The sequence below is a fragment of the Mesorhizobium sp. M7A.F.Ca.US.010.02.1.1 genome, from assembly GCF_004023085.1.
Lineage (GTDB): Bacteria > Pseudomonadota > Alphaproteobacteria > Rhizobiales > Rhizobiaceae > Mesorhizobium.
Genome location: NZ_RZRV01000024.1, coordinates 18,272 through 44,137, shown reverse-complemented (window position 1 = coordinate 44,137; position 25,866 = coordinate 18,272). Strand labels below are relative to the sequence as shown.

23 protein-coding genes and 1 pseudogene are annotated in these 25,866 nt (G+C 63.2%); 12 read left to right on the top strand and 12 right to left on the bottom strand.

Annotated features, from left to right (window positions below; all coding sequences use genetic code 11):
* Window positions 1–93: 93 nt before the first annotated feature.
* The 3 genes from EOA19_RS22570 (at window position 94) to EOA19_RS22560 (ending at window position 1,383) form a co-directional block, all read left to right on the top strand.
* Window positions 94–573, top strand: a complete 480-nt coding sequence (locus EOA19_RS22570; RefSeq protein ID WP_128304837.1) for a carboxymuconolactone decarboxylase family protein — start codon at window positions 94–96, stop codon at window positions 571–573.
* 77 nt (window positions 574–650) lie between these two features.
* On the top strand, window positions 651–1,013 hold the full coding sequence (locus EOA19_RS22565; protein ID WP_128304836.1) for a nuclear transport factor 2 family protein: 363 nt from the start codon (window positions 651–653) through the stop codon (window positions 1,011–1,013).
* Between the two features lie 55 nt (window positions 1,014–1,068).
* Window positions 1,069–1,383 (top strand): hypothetical protein, encoded by a 315-nt coding sequence (locus EOA19_RS22560; protein WP_127290045.1) that lies wholly within the window; start codon window positions 1,069–1,071, stop codon window positions 1,381–1,383.
* 124 nt (window positions 1,384–1,507) lie between these two features.
* Here EOA19_RS22560 and EOA19_RS22555 read toward each other — a convergent pair whose 3' ends face one another.
* From EOA19_RS22555 to EOA19_RS22525, 6 genes are all read right to left on the bottom strand, one after another.
* Window positions 1,508–2,935, bottom strand: a complete 1,428-nt coding sequence (locus EOA19_RS22555; RefSeq protein WP_128304835.1) for a gamma-aminobutyraldehyde dehydrogenase — start codon at window positions 2,933–2,935, stop codon at window positions 1,508–1,510.
* Window positions 2,936–3,026: 91 nt separating this feature from the next.
* Window positions 3,027–3,842: an ABC transporter permease gene (locus tag EOA19_RS22550; protein ID WP_127320604.1), complete on the bottom strand. Its 816-nt coding sequence runs from the start codon at window positions 3,840–3,842 to the stop codon at window positions 3,027–3,029.
* A complete protein-coding gene (locus EOA19_RS22545; protein WP_023811677.1) occupies window positions 3,832–4,797 on the bottom strand; it encodes an ABC transporter permease in 966 nt (321 codons plus the stop codon). Before EOA19_RS22545 ends, EOA19_RS22550 begins: the two co-directional genes overlap by 11 nt.
* A 223-nt stretch (window positions 4,798–5,020) precedes the next feature.
* Window positions 5,021–6,031: an ABC transporter ATP-binding protein gene (locus EOA19_RS22535; RefSeq protein WP_128304834.1), complete on the bottom strand. Its 1,011-nt coding sequence runs from the start codon at window positions 6,029–6,031 to the stop codon at window positions 5,021–5,023.
* 172 nt (window positions 6,032–6,203) lie between these two features.
* A complete protein-coding gene (locus EOA19_RS22530) occupies window positions 6,204–7,358 on the bottom strand; it encodes an ABC transporter substrate-binding protein (RefSeq protein ID WP_023811674.1) in 1,155 nt (384 codons plus the stop codon).
* A 219-nt stretch (window positions 7,359–7,577) separates the two neighbouring features.
* Window positions 7,578–8,489 carry a LysR substrate-binding domain-containing protein gene (locus EOA19_RS22525; protein ID WP_023811673.1) on the bottom strand — a complete coding sequence of 304 codons (912 nt, stop codon included), beginning with the start codon at window positions 8,487–8,489 and terminating at the stop codon, window positions 7,578–7,580.
* An 88-nt stretch (window positions 8,490–8,577) separates the two neighbouring features.
* On the opposite strand from EOA19_RS22525, the gene EOA19_RS22520 reads away from it, so the two are divergent.
* Together EOA19_RS22520 and EOA19_RS22515 are read left to right on the top strand one after the other, a co-directional pair.
* The gene (locus tag EOA19_RS22520) at window positions 8,578–9,027 is read left to right on the top strand and encodes an Rrf2 family transcriptional regulator (RefSeq protein ID WP_128304833.1); all 450 of its coding nucleotides are present in this window, start codon (window positions 8,578–8,580) and stop codon (window positions 9,025–9,027) included.
* Complete coding sequence (locus tag EOA19_RS22515; RefSeq protein WP_128304832.1) at window positions 9,017–9,916, top strand: NAD(P)/FAD-dependent oxidoreductase; 900 nt, start codon at window positions 9,017–9,019, stop codon at window positions 9,914–9,916. Before EOA19_RS22520 ends, EOA19_RS22515 begins: the two co-directional genes overlap by 11 nt.
* Here EOA19_RS22515 and EOA19_RS22510 read toward each other — a convergent pair.
* Window positions 9,913–10,689: a DeoR/GlpR family DNA-binding transcription regulator gene (locus EOA19_RS22510; RefSeq protein WP_127290028.1), complete on the bottom strand. Its 777-nt coding sequence runs from the start codon at window positions 10,687–10,689 to the stop codon at window positions 9,913–9,915. The genes EOA19_RS22515 and EOA19_RS22510 overlap by 4 nt on opposite strands.
* A 403-nt stretch (window positions 10,690–11,092) precedes the next feature.
* Here EOA19_RS22510 and EOA19_RS22505 point away from each other — a divergent pair, with 403 nt between their 5' ends.
* Together EOA19_RS22505 and EOA19_RS22500 are read left to right on the top strand one after the other, a co-directional pair.
* Window positions 11,093–11,980 carry a phosphotransferase family protein gene (locus tag EOA19_RS22505; RefSeq protein WP_128304831.1) on the top strand — a complete coding sequence of 296 codons (888 nt, stop codon included), beginning with the start codon at window positions 11,093–11,095 and terminating at the stop codon, window positions 11,978–11,980.
* Entirely contained in the window at window positions 11,977–14,430 is a 2,454-nt protein-coding gene (locus tag EOA19_RS22500) for an FAD-dependent oxidoreductase (RefSeq protein ID WP_128304830.1), read from the top strand. The genes EOA19_RS22505 and EOA19_RS22500 overlap by 4 nt, the downstream gene beginning before the upstream one ends.
* 1 nt (window position 14,431) lies before the next feature.
* On the opposite strand, the gene EOA19_RS22495 is transcribed toward EOA19_RS22500, so the two are convergent.
* Window positions 14,432–15,064 (bottom strand): class I SAM-dependent methyltransferase, encoded by a 633-nt coding sequence (locus tag EOA19_RS22495; protein ID WP_164893001.1) that lies wholly within the window; start codon window positions 15,062–15,064, stop codon window positions 14,432–14,434.
* Window positions 15,065–15,165: 101 nt separating this feature from the next.
* Here EOA19_RS22495 and EOA19_RS22490 point away from each other — a divergent pair, with 101 nt between their 5' ends.
* A complete protein-coding gene (locus EOA19_RS22490) occupies window positions 15,166–16,068 on the top strand; it encodes a phosphotransferase family protein (protein ID WP_023811666.1) in 903 nt (300 codons plus the stop codon).
* A gap of 5 nt (window positions 16,069–16,073) precedes the next feature.
* On the opposite strand, the gene EOA19_RS22485 is transcribed toward EOA19_RS22490, so the two are convergent.
* Both EOA19_RS22485 and EOA19_RS22480 read right to left on the bottom strand, forming a co-directional pair.
* A complete protein-coding gene (locus tag EOA19_RS22485; RefSeq protein ID WP_023811665.1) occupies window positions 16,074–16,997 on the bottom strand; it encodes a DMT family transporter in 924 nt (307 codons plus the stop codon).
* A gap of 106 nt (window positions 16,998–17,103) precedes the next feature.
* Entirely contained in the window at window positions 17,104–18,384 is a 1,281-nt protein-coding gene (locus EOA19_RS22480) for an amidohydrolase family protein (RefSeq protein ID WP_023811664.1), read from the bottom strand.
* 169 nt (window positions 18,385–18,553) lie between these two features.
* Here EOA19_RS22480 and EOA19_RS22475 point away from each other — a divergent pair, with 169 nt between their 5' ends.
* On the top strand, window positions 18,554–20,308 hold the full coding sequence (locus EOA19_RS22475) for an ABC transporter ATP-binding protein (protein WP_023811663.1): 1,755 nt from the start codon (window positions 18,554–18,556) through the stop codon (window positions 20,306–20,308).
* Window positions 20,309–20,467: 159 nt separating this feature from the next.
* Here the strand turns inward: EOA19_RS22475 and ilvD are convergent, their stop codons facing one another.
* Window positions 20,468–22,312 carry a dihydroxy-acid dehydratase gene (gene ilvD, locus EOA19_RS22470; protein WP_023811662.1) on the bottom strand — a complete coding sequence of 615 codons (1,845 nt, stop codon included), beginning with the start codon at window positions 22,310–22,312 and terminating at the stop codon, window positions 20,468–20,470.
* A 197-nt stretch (window positions 22,313–22,509) separates the two neighbouring features.
* Here ilvD and EOA19_RS22465 point away from each other — a divergent pair, with 197 nt between their 5' ends.
* The 3 genes and pseudogenes from EOA19_RS22465 to EOA19_RS22455 all read left to right on the top strand — a co-directional run.
* Window positions 22,510–22,854, top strand: a complete 345-nt coding sequence (locus tag EOA19_RS22465) for a metalloregulator ArsR/SmtB family transcription factor (protein WP_023811661.1) — start codon at window positions 22,510–22,512, stop codon at window positions 22,852–22,854.
* A 72-nt stretch (window positions 22,855–22,926) separates the two neighbouring features.
* Window positions 22,927–23,454 (top strand): SRPBCC family protein, encoded by a 528-nt coding sequence (locus EOA19_RS22460; RefSeq protein WP_245273228.1) that lies wholly within the window; start codon window positions 22,927–22,929, stop codon window positions 23,452–23,454.
* Between the two features lie 33 nt (window positions 23,455–23,487).
* Window positions 23,488–23,952, top strand: a pseudogene (locus EOA19_RS22455) (VOC family protein); the annotation flags it as partial.
* Window positions 23,953–24,040: 88 nt separating this feature from the next.
* Here the strand turns inward: EOA19_RS22455 and EOA19_RS22450 are convergent.
* Window positions 24,041–25,633 (bottom strand): peptide chain release factor 3, encoded by a 1,593-nt coding sequence (locus EOA19_RS22450; protein WP_023811658.1) that lies wholly within the window; start codon window positions 25,631–25,633, stop codon window positions 24,041–24,043.
* Window positions 25,634–25,866: the final 233 nt, after the last annotated feature.

Sequence of the window (25,866 nt, the reverse complement as noted above, 5' to 3'; positions counted from 1 at the left end):
GGGGAAGCGGCCAAAGGCGGGTAAGCGGTATCAGTGTTCTCCATGCAGGCCAGGCGGATGTCGCCGGAAAAGGTGCTGCGAACGGAGGAGGAAATGCTGAAGTCGAACCGGACACTCAAATTGCTTGTGATCGCTGCAAGCGTGGGCGCGCTGTTCGCCATCGCTCCGGCAAAGGCCGAGGACGCGTCCGCGGCGGCGACCTACAAGGGCATTGAGGCGACGCTCGGCTCGGTGCCGGACATGTTCAAGACGTTGCCGGATGTGGCCGTCGCCGGCGCCTGGGCCGAGATCAAGGGCGTGCAGCTCAACCCGAAGACGGCGCTTGACGGCAAGACCAAGGAACTGCTGGGCCTCGCCGTCGCGGCGCAGATCCCGTGCCAGTATTGCATCTATTTCCACACCGAGGCGGCCAGGCTCAACGGCGCCAGCGACGAGGAGATCAAGGAGGCGGTGGCGATGTCCGCGATCGTGCGCCACTGGTCGACGATGCTCAACGGCAGCCAGGTCGATCTGACGACCTTCAAGAAGCAGGCCGACGACGTGTTCGCGGCCGTCAAGGCGAAGTCGCAGTAAAAACCACTGCCTGGCGACAAGCGCCGGGCAGCACTTCGACCATCAACCGCCCGGAAGACGGGCCAATGGAGAACGACATGCTGACCAAGACTCAAACAGTGGATGGCGCGGCGATCAAGAAGGCCATCGAAATCCGTGACGGCAAGATGCTGTCGAGCTTTTATGCCGAAGACGCGCTGGTGCGGGTGATCGACCGCAACAACCCGCCGAGCAAGCCGCGCGAGATCCGCGGACGCGCCGCGATCACCACATTCTGGGACGACATCTGCAGCCGCGCGATGACCCACAAGGTCGATACCACCATCGCCGACGGCGACAGTCTCGCCTTCACCCAGGCCTGCGCCTATCCGGACGGCACCAAGGTGTTCTGCGCGGCGATGCTGGAGCTGAAGGACGGGCGGATCGCAAGGCAGACCGTCGTGCAGGCCTGGGACGAGTAGACCAACAGCCGGTGGATCAATCGCAGCCTGGGCCGCAAACCTGGAGGAGAAGACGATGTTCAGCGCCAGATGGCAGATCGACGCCAAGTTCGGGCACAAGCAGACCGTGCTCGACCTGTTGAAGAAATGGGAACGCGAGATCGGCTCGCAGGTCGGCCTCGCCGAGCTGGAGTTCCAGATCATGACCGGTTCTATCGGCGCGCGGGAGGCGACCGTCGAGTCCCATCACCAGGTCGAAAGCCTGGCCCAGTTGGAGGCGTTCTTCGCCAAGATCGGCAAGATCGACGCGCACGCGAAATGGGGCAAGGAGATCGAGCCCTATGTCGTGTCGGGCACCAGCCTATGGAATATTTATCGCGTTGTGGAGTAGCGACTCTTCTCCCCGTAAAACGGGGAGAAGAGAAAATAGCCACGCCCGGCCCTTCGCAGGCGCAGGGCGTTCGAAGCTCGAAAAGCCAAGCAATTGGCTTTTCGTTTGCTACGCGGACCACTTCTCAACCATGCGCCACCATCACATGCCGCACGGCGGTGTAGTCCTCCAGCGCATAGAGCGACATATCCTTGCCGTAGCCGGACTGCTTCAGCCCGCCATGCGGCATCTCGTTGGTCAGCATGAAGTGGGTGTTGATCCATGTGCAGCCATATTGCAGGCGGGCGGCCGTCGCCATGGCGCGCGAGACATCCTTGGTCCATACCGAGGACGCCAGGCCGTAGTCGCTGTCATTGGCCCAGTTCACCGCCTCGTCGACCTCCGAAAAACGAGTAACCGAGACGACCGGGCCGAACACTTCGCGGCGGACGATCTCGTCTTCCTGCAGCGCGCCGGCGACGACGGTCGGCTGGTAGTAGAAGCCGGAACCCTCGCCCGGCTTGCCGCCGGTGGTGATCTCGATGTGGTTCAGTTCCGAGGCGCGCTCGACGAAGCTGGAGACGCGGTCGCGCTGGCGGCGGGAGATGAGCGGGCCGATCTCGTTTTCAGTGTCGTCGGGACGATTGTACTTGATGGTCGAGACGGCCGAGGAGAGATCGGCGACGAGCTTGTCATAGATCTTCCTGCCGGCGTAGATGCGGCAGGCGGCGGTGCAGTCCTGGCCGGCATTGTAATAGCCGAAGGCGCGCAGCCCGTTGACCACGGCGCCAAGATCGGCGTCGTCGAAGACGATGACCGGCGCCTTGCCGCCGAGTTCGAGATGCGTGCGCTTGACCGACTTGGCAGCTGCCTGCAGCACCTTCTTGCCGGTGGCGACATCGCCGGTGATCGAGATCATGTTGACCTTGGGATGGTTGATCAGCGTGTTGCCGACGCTGTCGCCGCGGCCGAGCACGACATTGACCACGCCTTCGGGCAAGATGTCCGCAAGGATTTTCGCCAGCTTCAGCGCCGTCAGCGGTGTCTGCTCGGACGGTTTGAAGACGACGGTGTTGCCGCCGGCGATCGCCGGCGCCAGCTTCCAGGCCATCATCATCAGCGGATAGTTCCACGGCGCGATGGAAGCGACGATGCCGATGGCGTCGCGGCGGACCATCGAAGTATGGCCGGGAATGTATTCGCCGGCGACGACGCCCGGCATCGAACGGACGGCTCCGGCGAAGAAGCGGTAGCAGTCGACGATCGCCGGGATTTCGTCATTGAGCACGGCGTTGATCGGCTTGCCGCAATTGAGCGCCTCGAGCGTGGCGAATTCCTTGGCATCGGCCTCGATGCGGTCGGCGATCTTCAGCAAATAGCCGGAGCGCTGCGCCGGCGTGGTGCGCGACCACAAGACGAACGCTTGTTCGGCGGCAGTGATCGCCGCCTCAATCTGTGCCTGGCTGGCCTCGGGCAGGCTGAGGATGGTCGCCCCGGTCTTTGGATTGAGGATCGGCTCCTCGGTTTCGGTGCCCTTCTCGAATTTCGAGCCGATCAGCATCTGGGTGTCCATAAGGTTTCTCCCTTAACAGGAGCGAATAGGGAGTAGCGAGTAGGGTTTGACCGCCGAAATTCCCTATTCGCTACTCGCTATTCGCTGTTTTTCATTTCCCGCTTCCGGCGATCTGGTCGCCGTCGCGGGTGAGGTAATAGGCGGCAAGGATCGGCAGCAGCGTCACCAGCATGACGACCATGGCGACGACATTGGTGACCGGGCGCTGGCGCGGGCGGATCAGCTCTTCCAGCATCCAGATCGGCAGCGTCTGCTGCTGTCCGGCGGTGAAGGTGGTGACGATGACCTCGTCGAAGGACAGCGCGAAGGCCAGCATGCCGCCGGCAAGCAGTGCCGTGGCGATGTTGGGCAGCACGACATGACGGAAGGTCTGGAAACCGTCGGCGCCGAGATCCATCGATGCCTCGATCATCGATCCGGAGGTGCGGCGGAAACGGGCGACGGCGTTGTTGTAGACGACAACGACGCAGAAGGTGGCGTGGCCAAGCACGATCGTCCAGAACGAGAACGGGATATCTGCCAGCGAAAAGGCCGAGCGCAGCGCGATGCCGGTGATGATGCCGGGCAGCGCGATCGGCAGGATGACCAGCAGCGAGATGGTTTCGCGGCCGAAGAATTTTGTCCGCGACACCGCCGCCGAACAGAGCGTCCCGAGGACCAAAGCAATCGCAGTCGAGATCGAGGCAACCCTGACCGATAGCGACAGCGCCTGCCAGACATCCGGCCGGTTCCAGGTCACGGCGAACCATTGCGTCGTCAGCCCTGGCGGCGGCCAGACAAAACTCTTCTCCTCGGTGGTGAAGGCATAGACGAAGATCAGCAGGATCGGCAGATGCAGGAACAGCAGGCCGCAGGCGGCGGCGATCTTCAGGCCGAGCGGCGCCGACTGGGAACCATCAGAGCGCATCGAAGGCCCCCATGCGCTTGGCGCCCCAGAGATAGAAGCCCATGATGACGATCGGCACCACGGTGAAGGCGGCGGCGAGCGGGATGTTGCCGGCGGTGCCTTGCTGCGAATAGACGGCTTGGCCGATGAACAGCCGCGAGGTGCCGATGATCTGCGGAATGATATAGTCGCCGAGCGTCAGCGAGAAGGTGAAGATCGAACCGGCGACGATGCCCGGCAGCGCCAGCGGGAACAGCACGTTGCGGAAGGTCTGGCCGGGCGAAGCGCCCAAATCGGACGAGGCCTCGACGAGATTGCCGGGCACGCGCTCGAGCGCCGCCTGTACCGGCAGGATCATGAACGGTAGCCAGACATAGACGAAGACGATGAAGGTGCCGGTGAACGATACCGACAGCGAATTGCCGCCGACGATCGGCAGCGACAGCCAGGCGTCGAGCACCCACAACAAATGCAGCTTGGCGAGGAGCCAGGTGAGGATGCCTTCCTTGGCCAGGATGAGCTTCCAGGCGTAGATCTTGACCAGATAGCTCGACCACAGCGGCAGCATGATGCCGAGATAGAACAAGGCCTTCCAGCGACCGCGCGCATAGCGCGCCGCGTAGTAGGCGATGGGGAAAGCGATGACGGCCGAGGCCAGCGTGACCAGAGCCGCCATCGTCACCGTGCGCAGGATGATATCGAGATTGGCGGCCTGAAACAGGTCACCATAGGTCTTGAGCGTGAACTCACGGTTGATGAGACCGGAAAACTCGTCGATGGAGAAAAAGCTCTGCGCCAGGAGCGCAAACAGCGAGCCGATATAGACGATGCCCAGCCAAAGCACCGGCGGCAGCAGCATGAGCAACAGCAGGACCTTCGGCTTGCGCCAGAAAAGGTCCGACAGCGCGCCACGCAGGCCGCCGCTGCCCGGCAGGATGGCGGGCGCGGGATTGGAGCTGAGCGCGGCGGTCGTCATGATGGAGCTCTGTACTCATGGAGGATGTATGAGAGGCCGAGATCCTTCACACCCCCCTCTGTCCTGCCGGACATCTCCCCCGCAAGGGGGGAGATCAGCAGCTTGTCCGCCTCACCGGCTCTGCAGCGTTGGAAGCTGGCGAAGCCAGTGGTAACAGCCAATCTCCCCCCTTGCGGGGGAGATGTCCGGCAGGACAGAGGGGGGTGCAATGCGCAAACCTTCATCATGCCGGCTCGTCCATCAGATGCAGGTGCTCGCGGTTGAAAGTCAGCACGACCGCCTCGCCTTCCCCAGGCAAGGCCGTGCCGGCCGGCATGATGGCGTGCAGTCGAAGGCCGTCGGCGTCGAGCGCCAGTTTTGTCGTGGCGCCGAGATAGTTGGTCGAGACGAGGCGGGCGGACACGCCTTCACCACTTGTGCCCCCGCTGGCCGCGCGGCCGACGCGAATGGATTCAGGGCGGAGACTCCCCCAGCGATGCTGGCCGGAATAACGCTGGACGAAATCCGGTGGCAGTACATTCGATGAGCCGACAAAATCGGCAACAAAACGCGTCTTCGGCCGCTGGTAGATATCCTCCGGCGTGCCGATCTGCATGATCTTGCCGTCGTTGAAAACGGCGACGCGGTCGGCCATCGACAGTGCTTCGCCCTGGTCGTGGGTGACGAAGACGAAGGTGATGCCGAGCGCCTTCTGCAGCGACTTCAGCTCCTCCTGCATGTTCTCGCGCAATTTGAGGTCGAGCGCGCCGAGCGGCTCGTCGAGCAGCAGCACCTTTGGCTGGTTGACCAGCGCACGGGCGAGCGCGACGCGCTGGCGCTGGCCGCCGGAAAGCTGGCCGGGGCGGCGGGCGCCATAGCCGGGCAGCCGCACCAGTGACAGCGCCTCTTCCGCCGCCTTGTGCCGCTGAGCCTTGCCGACGCCCTTGACCATCAGCCCGTAGGCGACGTTGTCGAGCACGTTCAGATGCGGGAACAGCGCATAGTCCTGAAACACGGTGTTGACGTTGCGGCGATAGGGCGGAACGCCCTCGGCGCGTTCGCCGAAGATCGAGATCGAGCCCGATGTCGGCTGCTCGAAGCCGGCGATGAGGCGCAGGCAAGTGGTCTTGCCGGAACCGGACGGCCCGAGCATGGCGAAGAATTTCCCCGGCGCGATATCGAGATCGACCGCGTCGACGGCGCGCACGCTGCCGAAATGGCGCGAGGCTTTCTGGAAGGAGACGGCGGAGGTCATGGGCTGTCAGTCCGTTGCCGGTTTGGTGTGCTGATGTCGCGCGACGTCCTACCTCCCCCCTTATGGAGAGGTCGCGGCGAAGCCGCGGGTGGGGGTGCCTCGAAAAACGCCGAGCCGACCCCACCCCGACGCTATGCGTCGACCCTCCCCACGAGAGGGAGGGTAAGAAAAATCACCGCCCGCCGATGACGCCGATATAGTCCGACACCCAGCGGTAGTAGGGCACGCACTGGTCGTTCTGGGTGGTGCATTTCGACACCGGCGTCTTCCAGAACTTGATCTTGTCGAAATTCTCGTAGCCGTTGGTCTTGCAGCCTTCGTCGGTCAAAAGCTCGTTGCCCTTGCAGGCGGCGGGCACGACGGGCAGCGAACCGAACCAGGCCGAGACATCGCCCTGCACCTTGGGCGACAGCGAATGTTCCATCCACATATAGGCGCAGTTTGGGTTGGCCGAATCGGCTTCCATCATCGTGGTGTCGGCCCAACCGGTGGCGCCCTCCTCCGGGATGGTGGACGCGACCGGCTTCTTTGCGGCGACCAGCGTGTTGACCTGATACGGCCACGAGCCGGAAGCGACGACGCCTTCGTTCTGGAAATCGTCGACCTGAATGGCGGCGTCGTGCCAATAGCGGCCGACCAGCGTGCGCTGGACGCGCAGCAATTCCAGCGCAGCCTTGTACTGATCCTCGTTCAGTTCGTAGGGGTCCTTGATGCCGAGTTCCGGCTTGTGGAACATCAGATAGTTGGCGGCATCCGCGATGTGGATCGGCCCGTCATAGGCTTGGACGCGGCCCTTGTTGGACTTGCCGTCAGGCAGCTTCATTTCCTCGAAGACGATGTTCCAGCTCTTGGGAGCCTCCTTGAACACGTCGGTGTTGTACATGAGGACGTTCGGGCCCCACTGGTAAGGAACGCCGTAATGGGCGCCGCCGACGGTGAACCACGGCGCGTCCTTGAGGCGCTCGTCGACCGTCTTCCAGCTCGGGATGAGATCGGTGTTGATCGGCTGCACGCGCTTGCCGGCAACGAGGCGCAGCGAGGCATCGCCTGAAGCGGTGACGAGGTCGAAGCCGCCCTCATTCATCAGCGAGACCATCTCGTCGGAGGTGTTGGCGGTCTTGACGTTGACCTTGCAGCCGGTCTCCTTCTCGAAGGAGGTCACCCAGTCATAGCCCTTGTCGGTTTCGCCGCGCTCGATATAGCCCGGCCAGGCAACGATGTTGACCTGGCCTTCGCCCTTGCCAAGTTCCTTGACCTGGGCGACGGCCTGACCGGAAAAGGTCAGCGCGACCGTCAGAGCAGTGCATGACTTCAGGAATGAATTCATTGTCGATCTCCCATTTAGGCGCCTGACCCTGAAAGCCGGTTTCGGTCTTCGCTAGGGGTCACGCGCGGACTGAAAACTGTCAGTTCGTCCGTTGGGCTTGATGCCGCTCTGATGGCGGCTTTGGTCCCTGGACCGAAAGTGCTTTGAAAACTCCGGTTTCGCAAATTCATTTATCAGAAGGGCGATATCGGTTTTTCCGATAGGTGGGCAGTCGATCTCTCAGGGACGCTGGCGGACCGTCCGTTGCGACTGGGCAAGGCCGATGAAATCGCGCGCCGCCTGCGGCAGACCGGAGCCGCGCCGCCAGACCATGCCGACCTGGACCACCGGCAAGGAGCCGGAAATGTCGCGCGATTCGATGCGGTCGCCTTCCAGCGACCAGGGCCGGTAGACGAGGTCGGGCAGCAGCGCCACACCGGCGCCGGTGGCGACCAGACTGCGCACGGCCTCCACGGAACGGGTGCGGAAGGCGACATGCGGCTTGGCGCCGATCGCCGTCAGCAGCTTGCCGGTATTCTCCTCGATCTCGTCGACGGTCAGCATGATCAGCGTTTCGGAGGCAATGTCGCCAATGCCGATGATGTCGGCGCCGACGAGCGGATGACCGAGCGGCAGCCACAGCCGATAGGCCGAGACTTCGAGGATTTCCGACTGCAACGCGGTGCGGTCGCGCAAATTGGAGGTGACCATGACGGCAATGTCGAGCTTGCCGCCGATCAGGAGGTGTTCGAGATAATCGCCATTGTCCTCGATGGCAGAGACCTCGACACCGGGATAGGCGCGGCGGTAGCGGGCGAGCAGATCCGACAGCACATAGCCGGCGACCAGTGAGGTGACGCCGAGCTGCAGCCGGCCGGCCGCCACCGTCTGCTCGCCCGAGAAAGAGCGGCGCGCGTCGGAAACGTCCGCGAGAATCTTCGTCGCGTGGCGCAGGAACTGGTGGCCCTTGTGGGTGATGTTGAGGCCACGCGGATGGCGTTCGAACAGTTCGACGCCGAGATCGCTTTCGAGCTCCTTGATCGCTTCGGTGACCGACGATTGCGAGATTGACAGGTTCTGCGCGGCGCCCGAGACCGTGCCTTGCTCGGCGACGGCGATGAAGAACTGCAACTGGCGGATGGTGAAAGCCATGGCCGGACTAAACACGGCGGACGCGATGCTGGGAAGTGGCAACCGGCGAACACTTGACGGCTTCGCCAATCGTAACTAACTAAGTTACATGAAGCGCAACAGCCGACTGTCCTCGACCTTGCACATTCTCGTCCACATGGCCGAGAAGCCCGAACAGGCGCTGACCTCCGAGCAGCTTGCCACCTTCATCCACACCAATCCGGTCGTGGTCCGCCGCACCATCGCAGGCTTGCGCGATGCCGGCATCGTCACCTCGTCACGCGGGCACGGTGGCGGCTGGCTGCTCGGACGGGCGCCCGAGAAAATCTCCCTGGCCGAGATCAGCGCAGCGCTTGGCGAGACGCTGCTGCCGTTCAGCACCGAGCCGGAAAGCCCCGGCTGCCTCGTCGAGCAGGCGGTGATCGCCGTGCTCGACGATTTTCGCATCGCCGCCGAAAAGCTGCTGGCGGAGAAACTGAGCCGCATCACGCTGGCCGACCTGACCGCCGATTTCCGCCGCCGTTTTGACCTCATTGGAGTCTCCAGCCATGCAGTATGATCTTGCCGTCGTCGGCGGCAGCTTTGCCGGCCTGTCCGCCGCCATCCAGGTGGCGCGCGCTGGACGCAAGGTGCTGGTGATCGACGCCGGCCAGCCGCGCAACCGCTTTGCCGAGCATTCGCACGGCTTCCTCGGACATGACGGGCGCGCGCCCGGCGCAATCCTGGATGACGCAAGGCGGCAGCTGCTGGCCTATCCGACAGCCAGGGTTGTCGACAGGCGTGCGGACAAGGCCGTTGCTGCTGACAGCAGCGATTTCGAAATCGCCACCGACGGCGGCGAGACATTCGGCGCCACACGGCTGGTGCTGGCCACCGGGGTGCGCGATATCCTGCCGGAGGTTGCCGGTCTTGCCGAGCTCTGGGGCAGAAAAGTGCTGCACTGCCCCTATTGCCACGGCTACGAGGTTTCCGGCGGGCCGCTCGGCGTGCTCGCAACCGGCCCGATGTCCCTGCATCAGGCGCAATTGATCGCCGATTGGGGCGATGTCACGCTGTTCGGCAACGGCCTGTTCGAGCCTGACACAGAGCAGATGCGCGCGCTGGAGAGCCGAAAGGTGCGGTTTGAGCCCACCAGCGTTGCCGAGCTGCGGGAAGACGGCTCCGGCGGGTTGATCGTCCACCTCGACGATAGCCGAAAGGCCGGCGTCAGGGCGATGTTCACCGCGCCGCGCAACACCATGGCCAGCCCGCTGGCCGAACAGCTCGGCTGCGGCTTCACCGAAGGCCTTCTCGGTCCGATAATCACCGTCGATGACAGGCAGCAGACGACCGTGCCCGGCGTCTACGCCGCCGGCGACGCGGCACGTTCGATGCACAACATCGCCTTTGCGGTATCGGCTGGCACCTTTGCGGGCGTCTGCGCCCACCAGTCGCTGGTGTTTAGCTAAAACCCGGCTTCCTCGTCGGCGATGCTAAGCCGCGCGCCGGCCTGCGCAAGGGCGGCGGCCAGGTCGTGCGGCGGCGAGCGATCGGTGGCGAGTTCGGAAAAGCTGTCGAAGCCGCAGACCTGGACCAGACCAAGACGGCCGAATTTCGAGTGATCGGTGATGACCAGGGACCGCTGGCCGCGCGACAGCACCATGCGGGCGAACTCGGCTTCATCCAGATCAAAATCCATGACGCCCATCACCGCGTCGACGCCGCCGGTGGAAATGATGGCGTGGCTGACCGAAAAACGACTGACAAAATCGATTGCCGAGGCGCCGAAAGCAGCGCCGGAATCGCTGCGCAGCTCGCCGCCCGCCATATAGACCTTGTTGCCGTTGATGGTGGCCAGCGTGCGGGCAATATCCGAGGAATTGGTGACGACCGTCAGGCGCCGGTGGCCAAGCAGTTCACGCGCAAGGAACGAGGTCGTCGTGCCGGTGTCGAGCATGATCGATTCGCCGTCGCGTATGGTGGCGGCGACCATGCGGGCAATGACGCGCTTGGCGTCGGCGTTCTCACGCATACGCCGCTCGAACGGCGCTTCGCCGATCATCGACGGCAGGCCGATGGCGCCATGCATCTTGAGGACAGAGCCATCACCAGTCAGTGGCTTGACGTCGCGGCGCACTGTCTCGAGCGACACGCCCAGCCGGTCGGCCAGACTGGCGATGGTGACGGTGCCCTCTTCCTGCAGGAGACGCAGGATCTCGCCGTGTCGTTTGGACTGGGCCATCTGGTTTCCCGAACTGATGCTCCTGACCGATTCTAAGGTAATTCAAGTGCTTTTAAAGGAACTACCTTATGCTTTCGGGCAAAATACCCAAAAAAAGTCACACCTTTTTATTGACAAGCGGGCAACCCGGGCGTGAAATCAAAGACATCAACAGGCTTCAGATCTGCGACTGGGGGCAGAGACGCAACTCAGTGGTCAGGCCGTTTGGAACGTGCCTGTACAAGGAATTTTCAGATCCGCGGGGGCGGATGCCGGGCTCAAAAACCTGGCCAAGGGGCTCGTCGGTGCGGTGCGGGATACCGATCCTGGCGTCCCGCACCGACGAGAGTATTTACGTTTCTCCCCGCCGTCGTTGCGCTGTTCACGGCGCCTTGTCGAAGCCCAGCAAACCAGGGATGATTCCGTGACCGCCGAAGATCGCATCCGCGCCCTGCCCTGCTGGACCGGTGGCATCGAGATCGCACCGCTGCCCGGCGGCCTGAGCAACGCGAATTATGTGGTCACGGACGCGGCCGGACGACATGTCGTGCGCTTCGGCAAGGACTATCCGTTCCACCATGTCTTTCGCGAGCGCGAGGTTATGACCGCGCGGGCGGCGCATGCCGCCGGTTTCGCGCCAGCCGTCCACCATGCCGAACCGGGCATACTGGTAACGGAATTTCTCGGTGCGAAAACCTATCTGGCGGAAGACGTGCGCGCCAATCTCGGCCGCGTCGCGGCTCTGATGCGCGCCTTCCACCGGGAGATGCCCAATCACGTTTCCGGCGCCGGCTTCATGTTCTGGGTGTTCCATGTCATCCGCGACTATGCGCGCACGCTTGAAGAGGGCGGGAGCCGCAAGCGCAGCGACTTGCCGCGCCTTTTGACACTGGCCGACGAACTGGAGCGCGCGCAGAAGCTGCTGCCGATCGTCTTTGGCCACAATGATCTGCTGCCGGCCAACATTCTCGATGACGGCAACAGGCTGTGGCTGATCGACTTCGAATATGCCGGTTTCAACACGGCGATGTTCGACCTCGCAGGCGCCGCCTCCAACGCCGGCATGAGCGACGAGGAATCCTTCGCCTTCCTGACAGCCTACTTCATGAAGGAGCCGGACGATGCGATCCGCCGTTCGCACGCGGCCATGCAATGCGCCTCGCTGCTGCGCGAGGCGATGTGGAGCATGGTCTCCGAGCTCTATCTCGACGCGCCAGGCATCGACTACGTCGCCTACACCGAGGAAAACCTCGTCCGGCTCGACGCGGCACTTGAAAACTACCGGACAAAATACGGGATACAGAAATCATGACATTGCCGAGCCAGGCCGCCATCGTCGTCATCGGCGGCGGCATCATCGGCTGTTCGACGGCCTATCATCTGGCGCGCGACCATAAGGCTGACGTGGTGCTGCTGGAGCAGGGCAAGCTGACCTCGGGTTCGACCTGGCATGCGGCCGGCCTTGTCGGGCAATTGCGCTCGTCGGCGTCTATCACCCGCGTGCTGAAATACTCCGTCGACCTCTACAAGGGACTGGAGGCCGAGACCGGTCTCGCCACCGGCTGGAAGATGACCGGCTGCCTCAGGCTCGCCACCAATGCCGACCGCTGGACGGAGTACAAAAGGCTGGCGACAACAGCAAAAAGCTTCGGCATGGACATGCAATTGCTGTCGCCGGACGAGGTGAAAAGAATGTGGCCGCTGCTGGAGACCGGCGATCTCGTCGGCGCCTCCTGGCTGCCGACCGATGGCCAGGCGAGCCCCTCCGACATCACGCAGTCGCTGGCCAAGGGCGCGCGCATGCATGGCGCCAAACTGTTCGAGGATGTCCGTGTCACCGGCTTCGAAATGAAGGACGGCCGCATCACGGCGGTGAAGACCAGCAAGGGCGACATCGCCTGCGACAAGGTGGTCAACTGTGCGGGCCAATGGGCGCGGCAAGTGGGGGCCATGGCCGGCATCAACGTGCCGCTTCAGCCGGTGAAGCACCAGTACATCATCACCGAGAAGATCGACGGTCTGGCGACCGACGCGCCGACCATCCGCGACCCTGACCGACGCACCTATTTCAAGGAGGAAGTCGGCGGGCTGGTGATGGGCGGCTATGAGCCGAACCCGCAGGCCTGGGCGACTGGTCTCCCCGGCGGCGACGTACCCAATGATTGGGAGTTCAGGCTGTTCGACGACGACTACGACCATTTCGAGCAGCACATGAGCCAAGCGATCGCGCGCGTGCCGGCGCTGGAAACCGTCGGCGTCAAGCAGATGATCAACGGGCCGGAGAGTTTTACGCCGGACGGCAATTTCATTCTCGGCACAGCGCCCGAATGTGCCAACATGTTCGTCGGCGCCGGCTTCAACGCCTTCGGCATCGCCTCGGGCGGCGGCGCCGGCTGGGTGCTGGCGCAGTGGGTGGTCGACGGCGAAGCGCCGCTCGACCTTTGGGTGGTCGACATCAGGCGCTTTTCCAACCTGCACCGCGACCGTCAGTGGGTCCGCGACCGCACGCTGGAGGCCTATGGCAAGCACTATACGATCGGCTTCCCGCATGAGGAGTATGCCAGCGGGAGGCCCCGTATCCTCTCGCCGCTCTACGACAGGCTGAAACAGCATAATGCTGTGTTCGGCTCGAAGCTCGGCTGGGAGCGGCCGAACTGGTTCGCGCCCGAAGGCGTCGAGCCGCAGGACATCTATTCGATGGGCCAGCAGAACTGGTTCGCGGCGGTCGGCGACGAACACCGTCATGTGCGCGAAAAGGTTGGCATATTCGATCAATCCTCCTTCGCCAAATACGAGTTGAGCGGGCCCGATGCGCTGAAGGCGCTGGACTGGATCTGCGCCAACGACGTCAGCAAACCGGTCGGCCGGCTGACCTACACGCAGCTTCTCAACACGCGCGGCGGTATCGAGGCTGATCTCACTGTGGCGAGGCTGGCCGAGGAGAAATTCTACATCGTCACCGGCACAGGTTTCCGCACGCATGATTTCTCATGGATCAGCGATCATATCGGCGAAGGGCTCGACGCCAGGCTTGTCGACGTCACCGAGGATTTCGGCACGCTGTCGCTGATGGGTCCTCGGGCGCGCGACGTGCTCTCGGCGGCGACCGGAACCGACGTGTCGAATGCCGGCTTCCCGTTCGGCCATGTGCATGAGATTGCCATCGCCGGCCACACGGTTCGGGCGCTGCGCGTCACCTATGTCGGCGAACTCGGCTGGGAACTGCATGTGCCGATCGCGGCCACCGGCGAAGTCTTCGACGCGCTGCTGGCGGCAGGCGAGAAGCATGACATCCGCCCGGTCGGCTATCGGGCGCTGGAATCGCTAAGGCTGGAAAAAGGCTATCGCGCCTGGGGCTCCGACATCACCCCCAACGACACGCCGCAGGAAGCCGGGCTCGGTTGGGCGGTCAAGCTGCGCAAGAACACCGATTTCGTTGGACGGCGCGCGCTGGAGAAGACCAGCGGCGCGGCACTGAAGAAACGCTTTGCCGGCTTCACGGTCGACGACCCCGAGATCGTGCTGCTCGGTCGCGAAACCATACTGCGCAATGGCGATCCGGTCGGTTATCTCAGCAGCGGTGGTTATGGCTACACGCTGGGCAAGACCATCGGCTACGGCTATGTGCGCAACGCCGACGGGGTGAGCGACGATTTTCTGGTCTCGGGCGACTATGAACTGGTGGTTGCGATGGAGAGGACACCGGCCAAGATCCATCTCGAGCCGATGTACGACCCGGCAGGCGCCAGGGTCAAAGCGTAGGTCAGGTCACGCGCAGTGCGAGACCGCGGCTGGGCACGGTGTCGGCTTCGCCCGGCATGGAGACGTAAGGGCGCGTTTCCTCGACGCGGGTGACGAGGCCTTGCGCCTCGATCTCGCCGACACGCGTGGCAAAGCCGGCATCCCACAGCGTGTTCTTGACCGTCAGCACGATCACGCCGCCCGGGCGGCAGATGCGGATTAGCTCGTCCAGCCCCTCGACGCCGACATGGCCCGAGGTGAAGACGCCGGCCGAGATGATCCCGGCATAGGCATCATCGGCAAAGGGCAGATGACCGCCGAGCGCCAGGCAATGGAGCGCGGAATAGACGCCCTTGCGGGCCGCCTGATCCAGCATGCCTTGTGAAATATCGAGTGCCTCGACTTGCGGGTAACCAGCAATATCAAGCCATTCGCCGATGAGCCCGGTGCCGGCCCCGGCATCGAGCAGCGGTGCTGAACCGCGCGGCAGATGGCGGGCCAGCAAGGCAAGGCAGATCGTCGGATGGCGATAGCCGGCGGCCGACATGTCGGCGTCATAGGTTTCCGACCAGCGATCATAGAGTGCGGCCACCTCTTCGGGCCGCTTTGCCGCGTAGGCCGCGCCGAGCGCGCCATGATGTTTGCTGTCCGCCACTTTTATCCAGTCCGCCAATTTTTGATCTCGCAGTGATGATAGCCAAAGCGCGAAAATTGTGGAACCGTCGCTGCGACAAATAACGGCGTGGGGGCGCAGGCATGGTGACTGACGAGGCGCGTGCGGCACTGGACGCCATTCCCATGCTGGCCGGCTACAGCGGGCCGCTGGAACGGCTGGGCGGCCTCACCAACCTCGTCTTCAAGGCCGGCGACTTCTGCCTGCGCATTCCCGGCAAGGGCACCGAGGAATACATCAACCGGGCCAACGAAGCAGTGGCTGCACGCGAAGCGGCAAAGGCAGGGGTCAGTCCCGAGGTGCTGCATGTCGACCCCGGCACCGGGGTGATGGTGACACGCTACATCGCCGGCGCCGAAACGATGTCGCCGGAGAAATTCCGGACACGTCCGGGCAGTCCGGCCCGCGCCGGCGAGGCCTTTCGCAAGCTGCACGATTCAGGCGCGGTGTTTCCCTTCCGCTTCGAATTGTTCGCGATGATCGACGATTACCTCAAGGTGCTGTCCACCAAGGAGGTCGCCCTGCCCGCCGGTTATCATGACGTGGTGCGCGACGCCGAGAGCGTGCGCTCGGCGCTGGCCGCCTATCCGCTGCCGCTCGTTGCCTGCCACTGCGATCCGCTGTGCGAGAACTTTCTCGATACCGGCGAGCGGATGTGGATCGTCGACTGGGAGTATTCGGGCATGAATGACCCACTCTGGGACCTTGGCGACCTCAGCGTGGAAGGCAAATTCGACACGGGGCAGGATGAGGAGATGATGCGCGCCTATTTCGGCGGCGAGGCCAAGCCGGCGGAGCGCGGCCGCATCGTCATCTACAAGGCGATGTGCGACCTGTTGTGGACGCTGTGGGGGCTGATCCAGCTCGCCAACAACAATCCGGTCGATGATTTTCGCGCCTATGCCGACGGTCGGTTCGCGCGCTGCAAGGCGCTGATGGAGACGACGGAGTTTTCACGGCACCTGGCGGCGATACGTCAGGGCTGAGCCTACTAATTCACGCCCTTCGGCACGTTTTCGGGCGGCACCGCAGTCTCGACCACTTTCTGGCGGTGGAAGATGAACAGGCCGGCCAGAACGACGATGCCCGAGCCGATCAGTATGCGCGGGCCTGGCACGTCGCCGAAGAATGCCAGTCCGAACACCACCGCCCACAGCAGCAGCGTGTAGTGCAGCGGCGCCAATGTCGAAGCCGGCGCCAGCTTGAGCGCCCTGGTGATCATCAGATGCGCGCCGCAGGAGACGATGCCGAGCAGCAGCATGGCGCCGAGATCGAGCGCCGACGGCGTCTGCCAGGCGCCGATGGTCAGCACACCCCCGACCAGCAGCGTGCCGATAGTCTGCCATGTCACCAGATTGGTGTCGCTGGTGCCGCGCAGCCGGCGGTTGAGGATGATGGCGAAGGCGAAGGAGATGCTGCCCACCAGCGCAAAGCCCGACGACAGCGAGAACGCCGCCGAGGACGGTTTCAGCATGATCAAAACGCCGCAGAAGCCGAGCAGGATCGCCATCCAGCGGCGCCAACCGACCTTTTCGCCAAGCAAGAGGTGCGAGAGCGCCGCAACGTAGATCGGCCCGGCCATGTAGAAACTCATGACATCGGCAAGCGGCAGATAGACCACGGCGGCATAAAAGAGCGCGGTGTCGAGCGTGGTCATGACAACGCGCAGCAGCTGCAGCTCCAAGCGCTCCATGCGAAACAGCTTGGCCGTGCCTTGATGGGCAATCATCGGGCCAAGCACGAAAAAGGCGCCGATGGAGCGGATCAGCACCACCTGACCGACGGAGAAGCTGGCGACCAGCCACTTGCCCATGGCGTCGTTCAGCGCAAACAGGAAGTCGCCGGCCAGCATCAGCAGAATGCCGGCCAGAAGCACATTCCTGATCGTCGAATTCTGCGCCACGGGCTGCGTCATGCCGATCCCGATTCCTCCCTAGTAAGCCGCGTCGTAGACGGAAGCGGCGGCTTTGACGAGGAGAATTCGGGCAATGGGTAAGACCAGCGCCAGGAATCGGCTGTATCTAGCTGGATATGTGCCGCCGGTTCACCATTCCCGGCCTTCCGTCGATGGACAGCCTGGTTTCCTGCTTCGTCCGCTCCGCCACCACCTTGCCCCTGGCGATGACGCACAGGCGCTCGGCGCGCAAGCGCAGGGCTTCGACCGGATTGCCGGCATCGAGGACGACAAGGCTGGCGCGCTTGCCGACCGCCAGGCCGAGATGATCGAGGCCCATGATCGCGGCATTGACGTTGGTGACCATGTCGAAGCAGCGCGCCATCTCGGCCGGGCTCGACATCTGAGCAACGTGCAGACCCATGAAGGCGACATCGAGCATGTCGGCGGTGCCAAGCGAATACCAGGGATCGAGCACGCAATCCTGGCCCCAGCCGACGCGAATGCCGAGCGCCAGCATCTCCTTGACCCGAGTCAGGCCGCGGCGCTTCGGGAAGGTGTCGTGGCGGCCCTGCAGCATGATGTTGATCAGCGGATTGGGAATGACCGAGACGCCGGCCTCGGCGATCAGCGGCAGCAGCTTCGAGACGTAGTAATTGTCCATCGAATGCATCGATGTGAGATGCGAGCCGGCCACCCTGTTTTGCAGACCAAGGCGCTGCGTCTCATAGGCAAGCTGTTCGATGTGACGCGACAGCGGGTCGTCGGTCTCGTCGCAATGCAGGTCGACCATCAGGCCGCGCCTGGCCGCGATCTCGCACAGCTCCGTTACCGAGCGCGTGCCGTCGGCCATGGTGCGCTCGAAATGCGGGATGCCGCCGACAATGTCGACGCCCATGTCGAGCGCGCGAATGGTGTTTTCACGCGCAGATGGAGCGCGATAAAACCCGTCCTGCGGGAAAGCGACCAGTTGCAGGTCGATATAGGGAGCGACCGTCTTCTTGACCTCGAGCAGCGCCTCGACCGCCAGCAGCCTGTCATCGCAGACATCGACATGGGTGCGGATGGCGAGCAGGCCCATCGACACCGCCCAGTCGCAATAGGCCAATGCGCGATCACGCACCGCCTCATGCGTCAAAAGCGGCTTCAACTCGCCCCATAGCGAAATGCCTTCGAGCAGCGTACCCGACGCGTTGATGCGTGGAATGCCGTATGAGAGCGTCGCGTCCATGTGGAAATGCGGATCGACGAAGGGCGGCGAGACCAGATTGCCGCGGGCGTCGACCTCGGTTCGCGCGGAACCCTGCATAATGGGCTCGATCGCCGCGATCGTCTCGCCGCTGATGCCTATGTCGGCAACCCTGCCATCAGGCAGCGTGCCGCCGCGAACGATAAGGTCGAAATCCATCTGTCGTCATCCCGTCAAAAGAATCATCTGATATAGCCGAGGCTGAAAATCGCATCCCGTCGATGCCGCTTGCAACAGCGGTTTGTCCGCGGCGGCCGCGGATGGTTCCATCCGGCCGCAACTCCCTCTATAAGCCGCCTTCGTTGTCCCGGTTTCAAGGATCCGCCGTTTGTTTCGTTTCTTCCGCTCGACGGAAAACCAGCGCCTCGTTGCGAGGTTGATCCGGGAATCCTTTTATCAGCACAGGTTTGGCTACGGCGCCGCGATCTTGTCGATGCTTGTGGTGGCCGCCACGACCGGCGCCAGCGCCTGGATTCTCAAAGAGATCACCGACGAATTCGTGGTCTTCAAGCGGATTGACCGCGTCAACCTGATTGCGGCGGGGGTCGCCACGATCTTCATTCTCAAGGGTCTCGCCAACTTCATCCAGGCTTATTTCATGAGCCGGGTCGGCAACGCCATCATCGCCGATCGCCAGCGCAAGATCTACGATCGAATCCTGGCGCAAGGCATCGAATTCTACCATTCGACCTCCTCGTCCGACCTGATCACACGCATGACCAACAATGCGCAGGCGGCGCGCAACGTGCTCGACCTCGTTGTCACGTCCTATGTGCGCGACCTGTTGTCGCTGGTTGTGCTGGTAGGAGTCATGGTCTGGCAGCAGCCAGCCTTGTCTATAATCTGCTTCGTCGTCGGCCCCTTGGCTATCTACGGGGTCAACCGCATCCTCAAACGTGTTCGCAAGTTCGCCGCGATGGAGTTTCGCTCGGTCGGCCAGATCGTGCAGGTGATGCAGGAAACGGCAATCGGCGTCCGCGTCGTCAAATCCTTCAACCTCGAAGGCGCAATGCGCAACCGCATGTACAAGGCTGTGTCGGACGTCGAGAACCGGGCCAACAACATCGCGACGCTGGAGGCTGCGACAAGCCCGGTGATGGAGACGCTGGCCGGGCTGGCAATTGCCGGGGCCATCTTCGTCAGCGGCTTCCTGGTCTTGCAGGGCGGCCAGATGCCGGGAAACATCATGGCCTTCATCGGGGCGCTGCTGTTTGCCTATGAGCCGGCAAAGCGCCTTGCGCGCGTGCGCATATCGCTGGAAAGCGGTATTGTCGGCGTGCGCATGATGTTCGAGCTCGCCGACCAGCCGCTGACTCTGGTGGAGAAGCCCGACGCGAAGCCGCTTCTGGCCGGACCGGGCGAGATCCGGTTCGACGCCGTCGACTTCGCTTATCAGAACGGGCCGCCGGTGCTGGACAGATTCGATCTGACGCTTGCGCCCGGCAAGATGACGGCGCTGGTCGGGCCTTCCGGCGGCGGCAAGTCGACGATTCTAAACCTGATCATGCGCATGTACGACCCGAAGAGCGGCAAGGTGCTGTTCGACGGCCAGGACATTTCCCATGCGACGCTGGCGTCGCTGCGGGAAAAGATCGCCTATGTCAGCCAGGATACGTTCCTGTTTGCCGGCACCATCATGCACAACATCCGGCTTGGGCGCGAGGGTGCGACCGACCAAGAGGTGATCGCCGCCGCCAAGGCGGCCAACGCCCATGACTTCATCAGCGCGCAGGCGAAAGGCTACGAGACGGATGTCGGCGAGAATGGCGGCCTGCTATCGGGCGGCCAACGCCAACGGATCTCGATAGCACGCGCCATGCTGCGCAATGCCGAGATCCTGCTTCTGGACGAAGCGACCAGCGCGCTCGACGCCGAATCTGAAGCGCTGTTCCGAGACGCGCTGCAGCAATTGACGGAAGGCCGCACGACGGTCGTTATCGCGCACCGTCTGTCAACCGTGCACCAGGCAGACACGATCGTGGTGCTCGAAGCCGGCAAGGTGGTGGAAAGCGGCCCGCACAAGACCTTGCTCAAGCAGGGCGGGCTTTACCAGAAGCTTTATGAGTATCAGTTGATGCCGTGATGGTGTTCCGGATGTTGGAGCCAGCCCCCCTTATCCGGCCCTTCGGGCCACCTTCTCCCCGAGGGGAGAAGAGATCGTCAGCGCCGGCGCCAGCCTCTTCTCCCCTGCGGGGAGAAGGTGGCCGCGTAGCGGCCGGATGAGGGGGCCTGGGCGCGAACCTTATTCCGGCACAAACCTGACCGCGCCCTTGGCCGCGCTGGTCGCCATCGCGGCATAGGCGCGTAAGGCGGTCGTCACCTTGCGCTTGCGCTTTTCCTCGGGCTTCCAGGCCAGGGCGCCCCTGGCCTCCATAGCAGCACGGCGCGCTGCCAGTTCGGCATCGTCGACAGCCAGGCGGATGCTGCGGTTGGGGATGTCGATCTCGATCGTATCGCCCTCCTGCACGAGCCCGATCAGCCCGCCTTCGGCGGCTTCCGGCGATGCGTGGCCGATCGACAGGCCCGAGGTGCCGCCGGAGAAGCGGCCGTCGGTGACCAGAGCGCAGGCCTTGCCGAGCCCTTTCGACTTCAGATAGCTGGTTGGATAAAGCATTTCCTGCATGCCTGGGCCGCCGCGCGGCCCTTCATAGCGGATGACGACCACATCGCCGGCCTTGATCTCGTTCGACAGGATCGCCTTGACGCTGGAATCCTGGCTTTCGAACACGCGGGCCGGGCCGGTGAACTTCAGGATCGATTCATCGACGCCGGCCGTCTTCACGATGCAGCCGTCGAGCGCCAGATTGCCTTTCAGCACGGCGAGGCCGCCATCCTTGGAAAAGGGATGTTCGGTCGAGCGGATGACGCCTTTCTCGCGGTCGAGATCGAGTTCGTCCCAGCGGCGGTCCTGGCTGAAAGCGACCTGTGTCGGCACGCCACCAGGGGCGGCGAGGAAGAAATCGCGCACACTCTGGCTGGTCGTGCGAGAAATATCCCAATGGTCGAGCGCTTCGCCCAGCGTTCGCGTGTGCACCGTCGGCAGGTCGCGGTTGAGCAGGCCGGCATTGTCGAGCTGGCCGAGGATGGCCATGATGCCGCCGGCGCGGTGGACGTCTTCCATGTGCACGTCGGACTTGGCTGGAGCAACCTTGCACAGCACCGGCACCTTGCGCGACAGCGCGTCGATGTCGTCCTGATCGAAATCAATCTCGCCCTCATGCGCGGCAGCCAGGATGTGCAGCACGGTGTTGGTCGAGCCGCCCATGGCGATGTCGAGCGTCATAGCGTTCTCGAAGGCGCCCTTCGAGGCGATGTTGCGCGGCAGCGCGGTTTCGTCGTCCTGCTCGTAATAGCGCTGAGCGAGATCGACGATCAAGTGGCCGGCCTCGACGAACAGCCGCTTGCGGTCGGCGTGGGTAGCCAGCGTCGAGCCATTGCCCGGCAACGAAAGGCCCAGCGCCTCGGTCAAGCAATTCATCGAATTGGCGGTGAACATGCCCGAGCAGGAGCCGCAGGTCGGGCAGGCCGAGCGCTCGATGACCTTGACGTCCTCGTCGGAAATTCGGTCGTCGGCGGCCGCGACCATGGCATCGACCAGGTCGAGCGCCTGCGTCTTGCCGGCCAGAACCACCTTGCCGGCTTCCATCGGACCGCCGGAAACGAAGACGGTCGGGATGTTGAGGCGCAACGAGGCCATCAGCATGCCGGGCGTGATCTTGTCGCAATTGGAGATGCAGACCATGGCGTCGGCACAGTGAGCGTTGACCATGTACTCGACCGAGTCGGCGATCAATTCGCGCGACGGCAGCGAATAGAGCATGCCGTCATGGCCCATGGCGATGCCGTCGTCGACGGCGATGGTGTTGAATTCCTTGGCGACGCCGCCGGCCTTCTCGATCTCGCGCGCGACCAACTGGCCGAGATCCTTGAGATGGACATGGCCCGGCACGAACTGGGTGAAGGAGTTGACCACCGCGATGATCGGCTTGCCGAAATCCGAGTCCTTCATGCCGGTGGCGCGCCAGAGGCCGCGAGCGCCGGCCATGTTGCGGCCATGGGTGGTGGTGCGGGAGCGATAGGCAGGCATGTTTTTTCCTTGGTGGCTGGCCACAGCCAGGCATGGCGCGGCGGAGCTGAATTCGGACCGCAGGCGTTATAGACGCGCAAGCCCGGTCTGGCCACAATTTTGCAATGCGCCAGAACGCAAGGCGCAACTTGGTTGACGAGGATCATTCATCTGTATATAGCCAAATGGGTATATACCTTATTGGCTATGGATGACAGATGAACCAGCTGGACGCTATCTTTGCCGCGCTCGCCGATCCAACACGGCGCGCCATCCTTGCGCGGCTCATCCAGGGCGAAGCTTCGGTCATGGAGCTCGCCGAACCCTTCGCGATGAGCCAACCGTCTATTTCCAAGCATCTCAAGGTGCTGGAAAACGCTGGGCTGATCTCTCGTGGCCGCGACGCGCAGCGCCGGCCATGCCGGCTGGAAGCCGAGCCGCTAGCCGAGGCCAATGACTGGCTGGAGCGTTATCGCAAAATCTGGGAAGGCAATTTCCAGCGCCTCGACGCCCTGTTGGGCGCCATGCAAGCCGAAAAAGCTCCCGGCGAGGCAGACCAATAGCCGGAAAAAATCGGGACCTGTGTCGGATCGCCGGCCGGCCGGCCGTCCTTGGACAACATAAGGAGGATCATCGTGAGCACCACAATTCTTCCCGGCTCAACCGTCGCCACCTTGACAGTGACCACGCCCAGCGACCGTGAGATCCAGATCACCCGCCTCTTCGCGGCGCCACGGCCGATGGTCTTCGACTGCTGGACGGTGCCGGAGCTGCTGAAGGGCTGGCTGCACGGCCCGGACGGCTGGCGTCTGACGGTCTGCGAGATCGACCTCAGAGTCGGCGGCGCGACGCGTTATGTCTGGCAGCACCGCGACGGTCGCAGTATGGGTATGAGCGGCGCCTATCGCGAAATCGTACGGCCGAGCCGGATCGTCGCAACCGAACTGTTCGACGAGGACTGGACCGGTGGCGAAACGATCGGAACGGTGACCTTTACCGATCAGACCGGCAAAACCCTTTTAACGCAGACGGTGCTCTACGCTTCGCAAACAGCCCGTGACGGCGCTCTCGGCACCGGCATGACCAGCGGCATGGCCAACAGCTACGCCCAGCTCGACGCCTATCTTTTTTCACTCCAGGACGCCGCTAAGGGCGCCGCCTGACCCTTCCCCAAAGAAATGCCAAGGAGACAGACAATGCAAAAGATCACCACCTCCCTGTGGTTCGACGGCCAGGCCGAAGAGGCCATGAACCACTACGTATCGATCTTCAAGAATTCCAAGGTGTTGAGCGTCACGCGCTGGCCACAGGGCCACGCCCAGGAAGGCAAGGTGTTGGTGGCCTCATTCGAACTCGACGGCGTGCAGTTCCAGGCGCTCAATGGCGGCCCCCAATACAAATTCACAGAGGCCATGTCGCTGTCGATCGACTGCAAGACGCAGGCTGAAGTCGACCATTTCTGGAGCAAACTCACCGAAGGCGGTGGCGAACCCGGCCGTTGCAGCTGGCTGAAGGACAGATTCGGCGTTTCCTGGCAGGTCGTGCCGGAGCAATTGCCCAGGCTGCTCGGGGATGCGGACCGGGCGAAGGCCGGCCGGGTGATGTCGGCGATGATGCAGATGGGCAAGATCGACATCGCCAAGATCGAAGAAGCGGCCAAAGCTGAGCGAAACCTTCAACGCTGGCGCCGCCCTCATCCGCCCTTCGGGCATCTTCTCCCCGTAAACGGGGAGAAGGAAAAAGCGCGACTTACGCCGCCTTGTCGCGGACCTGATAATCCTTGATCGTGGCAAACTTGATCGCCTTCCAGCGTTCCGCTTCGTAGTTCAGCGAAAAGGCGTGCTGGGCCAGGAACACCGGATCGTTGTCGAGGTCGCGGGCGATGTCGCCGCGATGCGCCTCGATGAAGCGCAGGACCTCGGCCTTGTCGTCGGCCGAGATCCAGCGGCAGACCGAAAACCGCGACATCTCGAATTCGACCGGCAGCGTGTATTCGAAGTTCAGCCGCTCCTTCAACACGTCGAGCTGCAGGGCGCCGACGACGCCGACGATGGCAGGCGAGCCGTCCTCCGGCGAAAACAGCTGCACGACGCCCTCTTCGGCCATCTGGTGCAGCGCTTCCTTGAGTTTTTTCGCTTTCATCGCGTCGCCGAGGCGAACGCGGCGCAGGATTTCCGGTGCGAAATTCGGCACGCCGCGGAACAGGATTTCCTCGCCCTCGGTCAGCGTATCGCCAATACGCAGCGTGCCGTGGTTGGGAATGCCGACGACATCGCCGGCGAACGCCTCGTCGGCGGTGACGCGGGTGCGGGCAAAGAAGAATTGCGGCGCCGACAGCGACATAGGCTTTCCCGTACGCACCAGCTTGGCCTTCATGCCGCGCTCGAGCTTGCCCGAACAGACGCGGACGAAGGCAATGCGGTCGCGGTGGTTGGGATCCATGTTGGCCTGGATCTTGAAGACGAAGGACGTCATCTTCTCCTCGGTTGCCTCGACCTTGCGGGTGTCGGCCTCCTGCGCGCGCGGCGGCGGTCCAAAAGCGCCAAGCGCCTCGATCAGGTCGCGCACGCCATAATTGCGCAGCGCCGAGCCGAAATAGACCGGCGTCAGATGGCCCTCTCGGAAGGCTTCTATATCAAGGGGTCTGCACGCTTCCCGCGCGAGCTCCAGTTCCTCGATGAAGGCTTCGCGTTCGTTTTCTGGCAAAAGGCCAGCAACGCGGTTGGAATCGGGACCATTAACCGGCGTGCGTTCTTTCTCCGCGTCGCCCCTGCGCACGGCATTCAGCGCCAGATGATAGGTGCCGGCAAAATTCTTGCCGCGGCCGATCGGCCAGGTGACGGGGGCAGTATCCAGCGCCAGCTTCTGCTCGATCTCGTCCAAAATCTCGAACGGATCGCGGCTTTCGCGGTCCATCTTGTTGATGAAGGTGATGATCGGAATGTCGCGCAGCCGGCAGACTTCGAACAGCTTCAGTGTGCGCGGCTCGATGCCCTTGGCGGCATCGATGACCATGACCGCCGAGTCGACCGCCGACAGCGTGCGGTAGGTGTCGTCGGCGAAATCCTCGTGGCCGGGCGTGTCGAGCAGGTTGAAGACATTGTCTTCATACTCGAAGGTCATCACCGAGGTGACGACCGAGATGCCGCGCTCACGCTCGATCTTCATCCAGTCGGAGCGGGTCTGGATCTTGTCCTTCTTGGCTTTGACCTCGCCGGCAAGCTGGATAGCGCCGCCGAACAGCAGCAGCTTTTCGGTGAGCGTCGTCTTGCCGGCGTCCGGGTGCGCGATGATCGCGAAGGTGCGGCGGCGCGCCACTTCTTCTTCTATTGCTTCGGGCATTCTCTGGGATTTCCGTGTGACAGGCCGGGCTTCTAGCAGCGCAGTGCCGGGCTGTCGACCGGTCCGGCGGCTCGGAAGCTGCTGATCGCCGCCTCACCGTCAGAGCATACAGCTCAGCCGTGCTGTGGCTCCGGCCAGTGCATTGCCGCATATTTTGCGCTGCGCAATGTTGGCAAGCGGCTGCCGGGATGGCACTGGACGAACATCCCTCCGGATGGCGAGGCAGAGGAGCA

Bases quoted from the DNA above. Each gene is read 5' to 3' on its own strand.
- EOA19_RS22520 (WP_128304833.1), top strand. From the start codon at position 8,578: ATGAAGCGCAACAGCCGACTGTCCTCGACCTTGCACATTCTCGTCCAC.
- EOA19_RS22465 (WP_023811661.1), top strand. From the start codon at position 22,510: ATGAACCAGCTGGACGCTATCTTTGCCGCGCTCGCCGATCCAACACGG.
- EOA19_RS22480 (WP_023811664.1), bottom strand. From the start codon at position 18,384: ATGGATTTCGACCTTATCGTTCGCGGCGGCACGCTGCCTGATGGCAGG.
- EOA19_RS22545 (WP_023811677.1), bottom strand. From the start codon at position 4,797: ATGACGACCGCCGCGCTCAGCTCCAATCCCGCGCCCGCCATCCTGCCG.
- ilvD (WP_023811662.1), bottom strand. From the start codon at position 22,312: ATGCCTGCCTATCGCTCCCGCACCACCACCCATGGCCGCAACATGGCC.
- EOA19_RS22555 (WP_128304835.1), bottom strand. From the start codon at position 2,935: ATGGACACCCAGATGCTGATCGGCTCGAAATTCGAGAAGGGCACCGAA.
- EOA19_RS22535 (WP_128304834.1), bottom strand. From the start codon at position 6,031: ATGACCTCCGCCGTCTCCTTCCAGAAAGCCTCGCGCCATTTCGGCAGC.
- EOA19_RS22530 (WP_023811674.1), bottom strand. From the start codon at position 7,358: ATGAATTCATTCCTGAAGTCATGCACTGCTCTGACGGTCGCGCTGACC.
- EOA19_RS22560 (WP_127290045.1), top strand. From the start codon at position 1,069: ATGTTCAGCGCCAGATGGCAGATCGACGCCAAGTTCGGGCACAAGCAG.
- EOA19_RS22570 (WP_128304837.1), top strand. From the start codon at position 94: ATGCTGAAGTCGAACCGGACACTCAAATTGCTTGTGATCGCTGCAAGC.
- EOA19_RS22565 (WP_128304836.1), top strand. From the start codon at position 651: ATGCTGACCAAGACTCAAACAGTGGATGGCGCGGCGATCAAGAAGGCC.
- EOA19_RS22510 (WP_127290028.1), bottom strand. From the start codon at position 10,689: ATGGCCCAGTCCAAACGACACGGCGAGATCCTGCGTCTCCTGCAGGAA.
- EOA19_RS22490 (WP_023811666.1), top strand. From the start codon at position 15,166: ATGGTGACTGACGAGGCGCGTGCGGCACTGGACGCCATTCCCATGCTG.
- EOA19_RS22450 (WP_023811658.1), bottom strand. From the start codon at position 25,633: ATGCCCGAAGCAATAGAAGAAGAAGTGGCGCGCCGCCGCACCTTCGCG.
- EOA19_RS22500 (WP_128304830.1), top strand. From the start codon at position 11,977: ATGACATTGCCGAGCCAGGCCGCCATCGTCGTCATCGGCGGCGGCATC.
- EOA19_RS22515 (WP_128304832.1), top strand. From the start codon at position 9,017: ATGCAGTATGATCTTGCCGTCGTCGGCGGCAGCTTTGCCGGCCTGTCC.
- EOA19_RS22485 (WP_023811665.1), bottom strand. From the start codon at position 16,997: ATGACGCAGCCCGTGGCGCAGAATTCGACGATCAGGAATGTGCTTCTG.
- EOA19_RS22525 (WP_023811673.1), bottom strand. From the start codon at position 8,489: ATGGCTTTCACCATCCGCCAGTTGCAGTTCTTCATCGCCGTCGCCGAG.
- EOA19_RS22550 (WP_127320604.1), bottom strand. From the start codon at position 3,842: ATGCGCTCTGATGGTTCCCAGTCGGCGCCGCTCGGCCTGAAGATCGCC.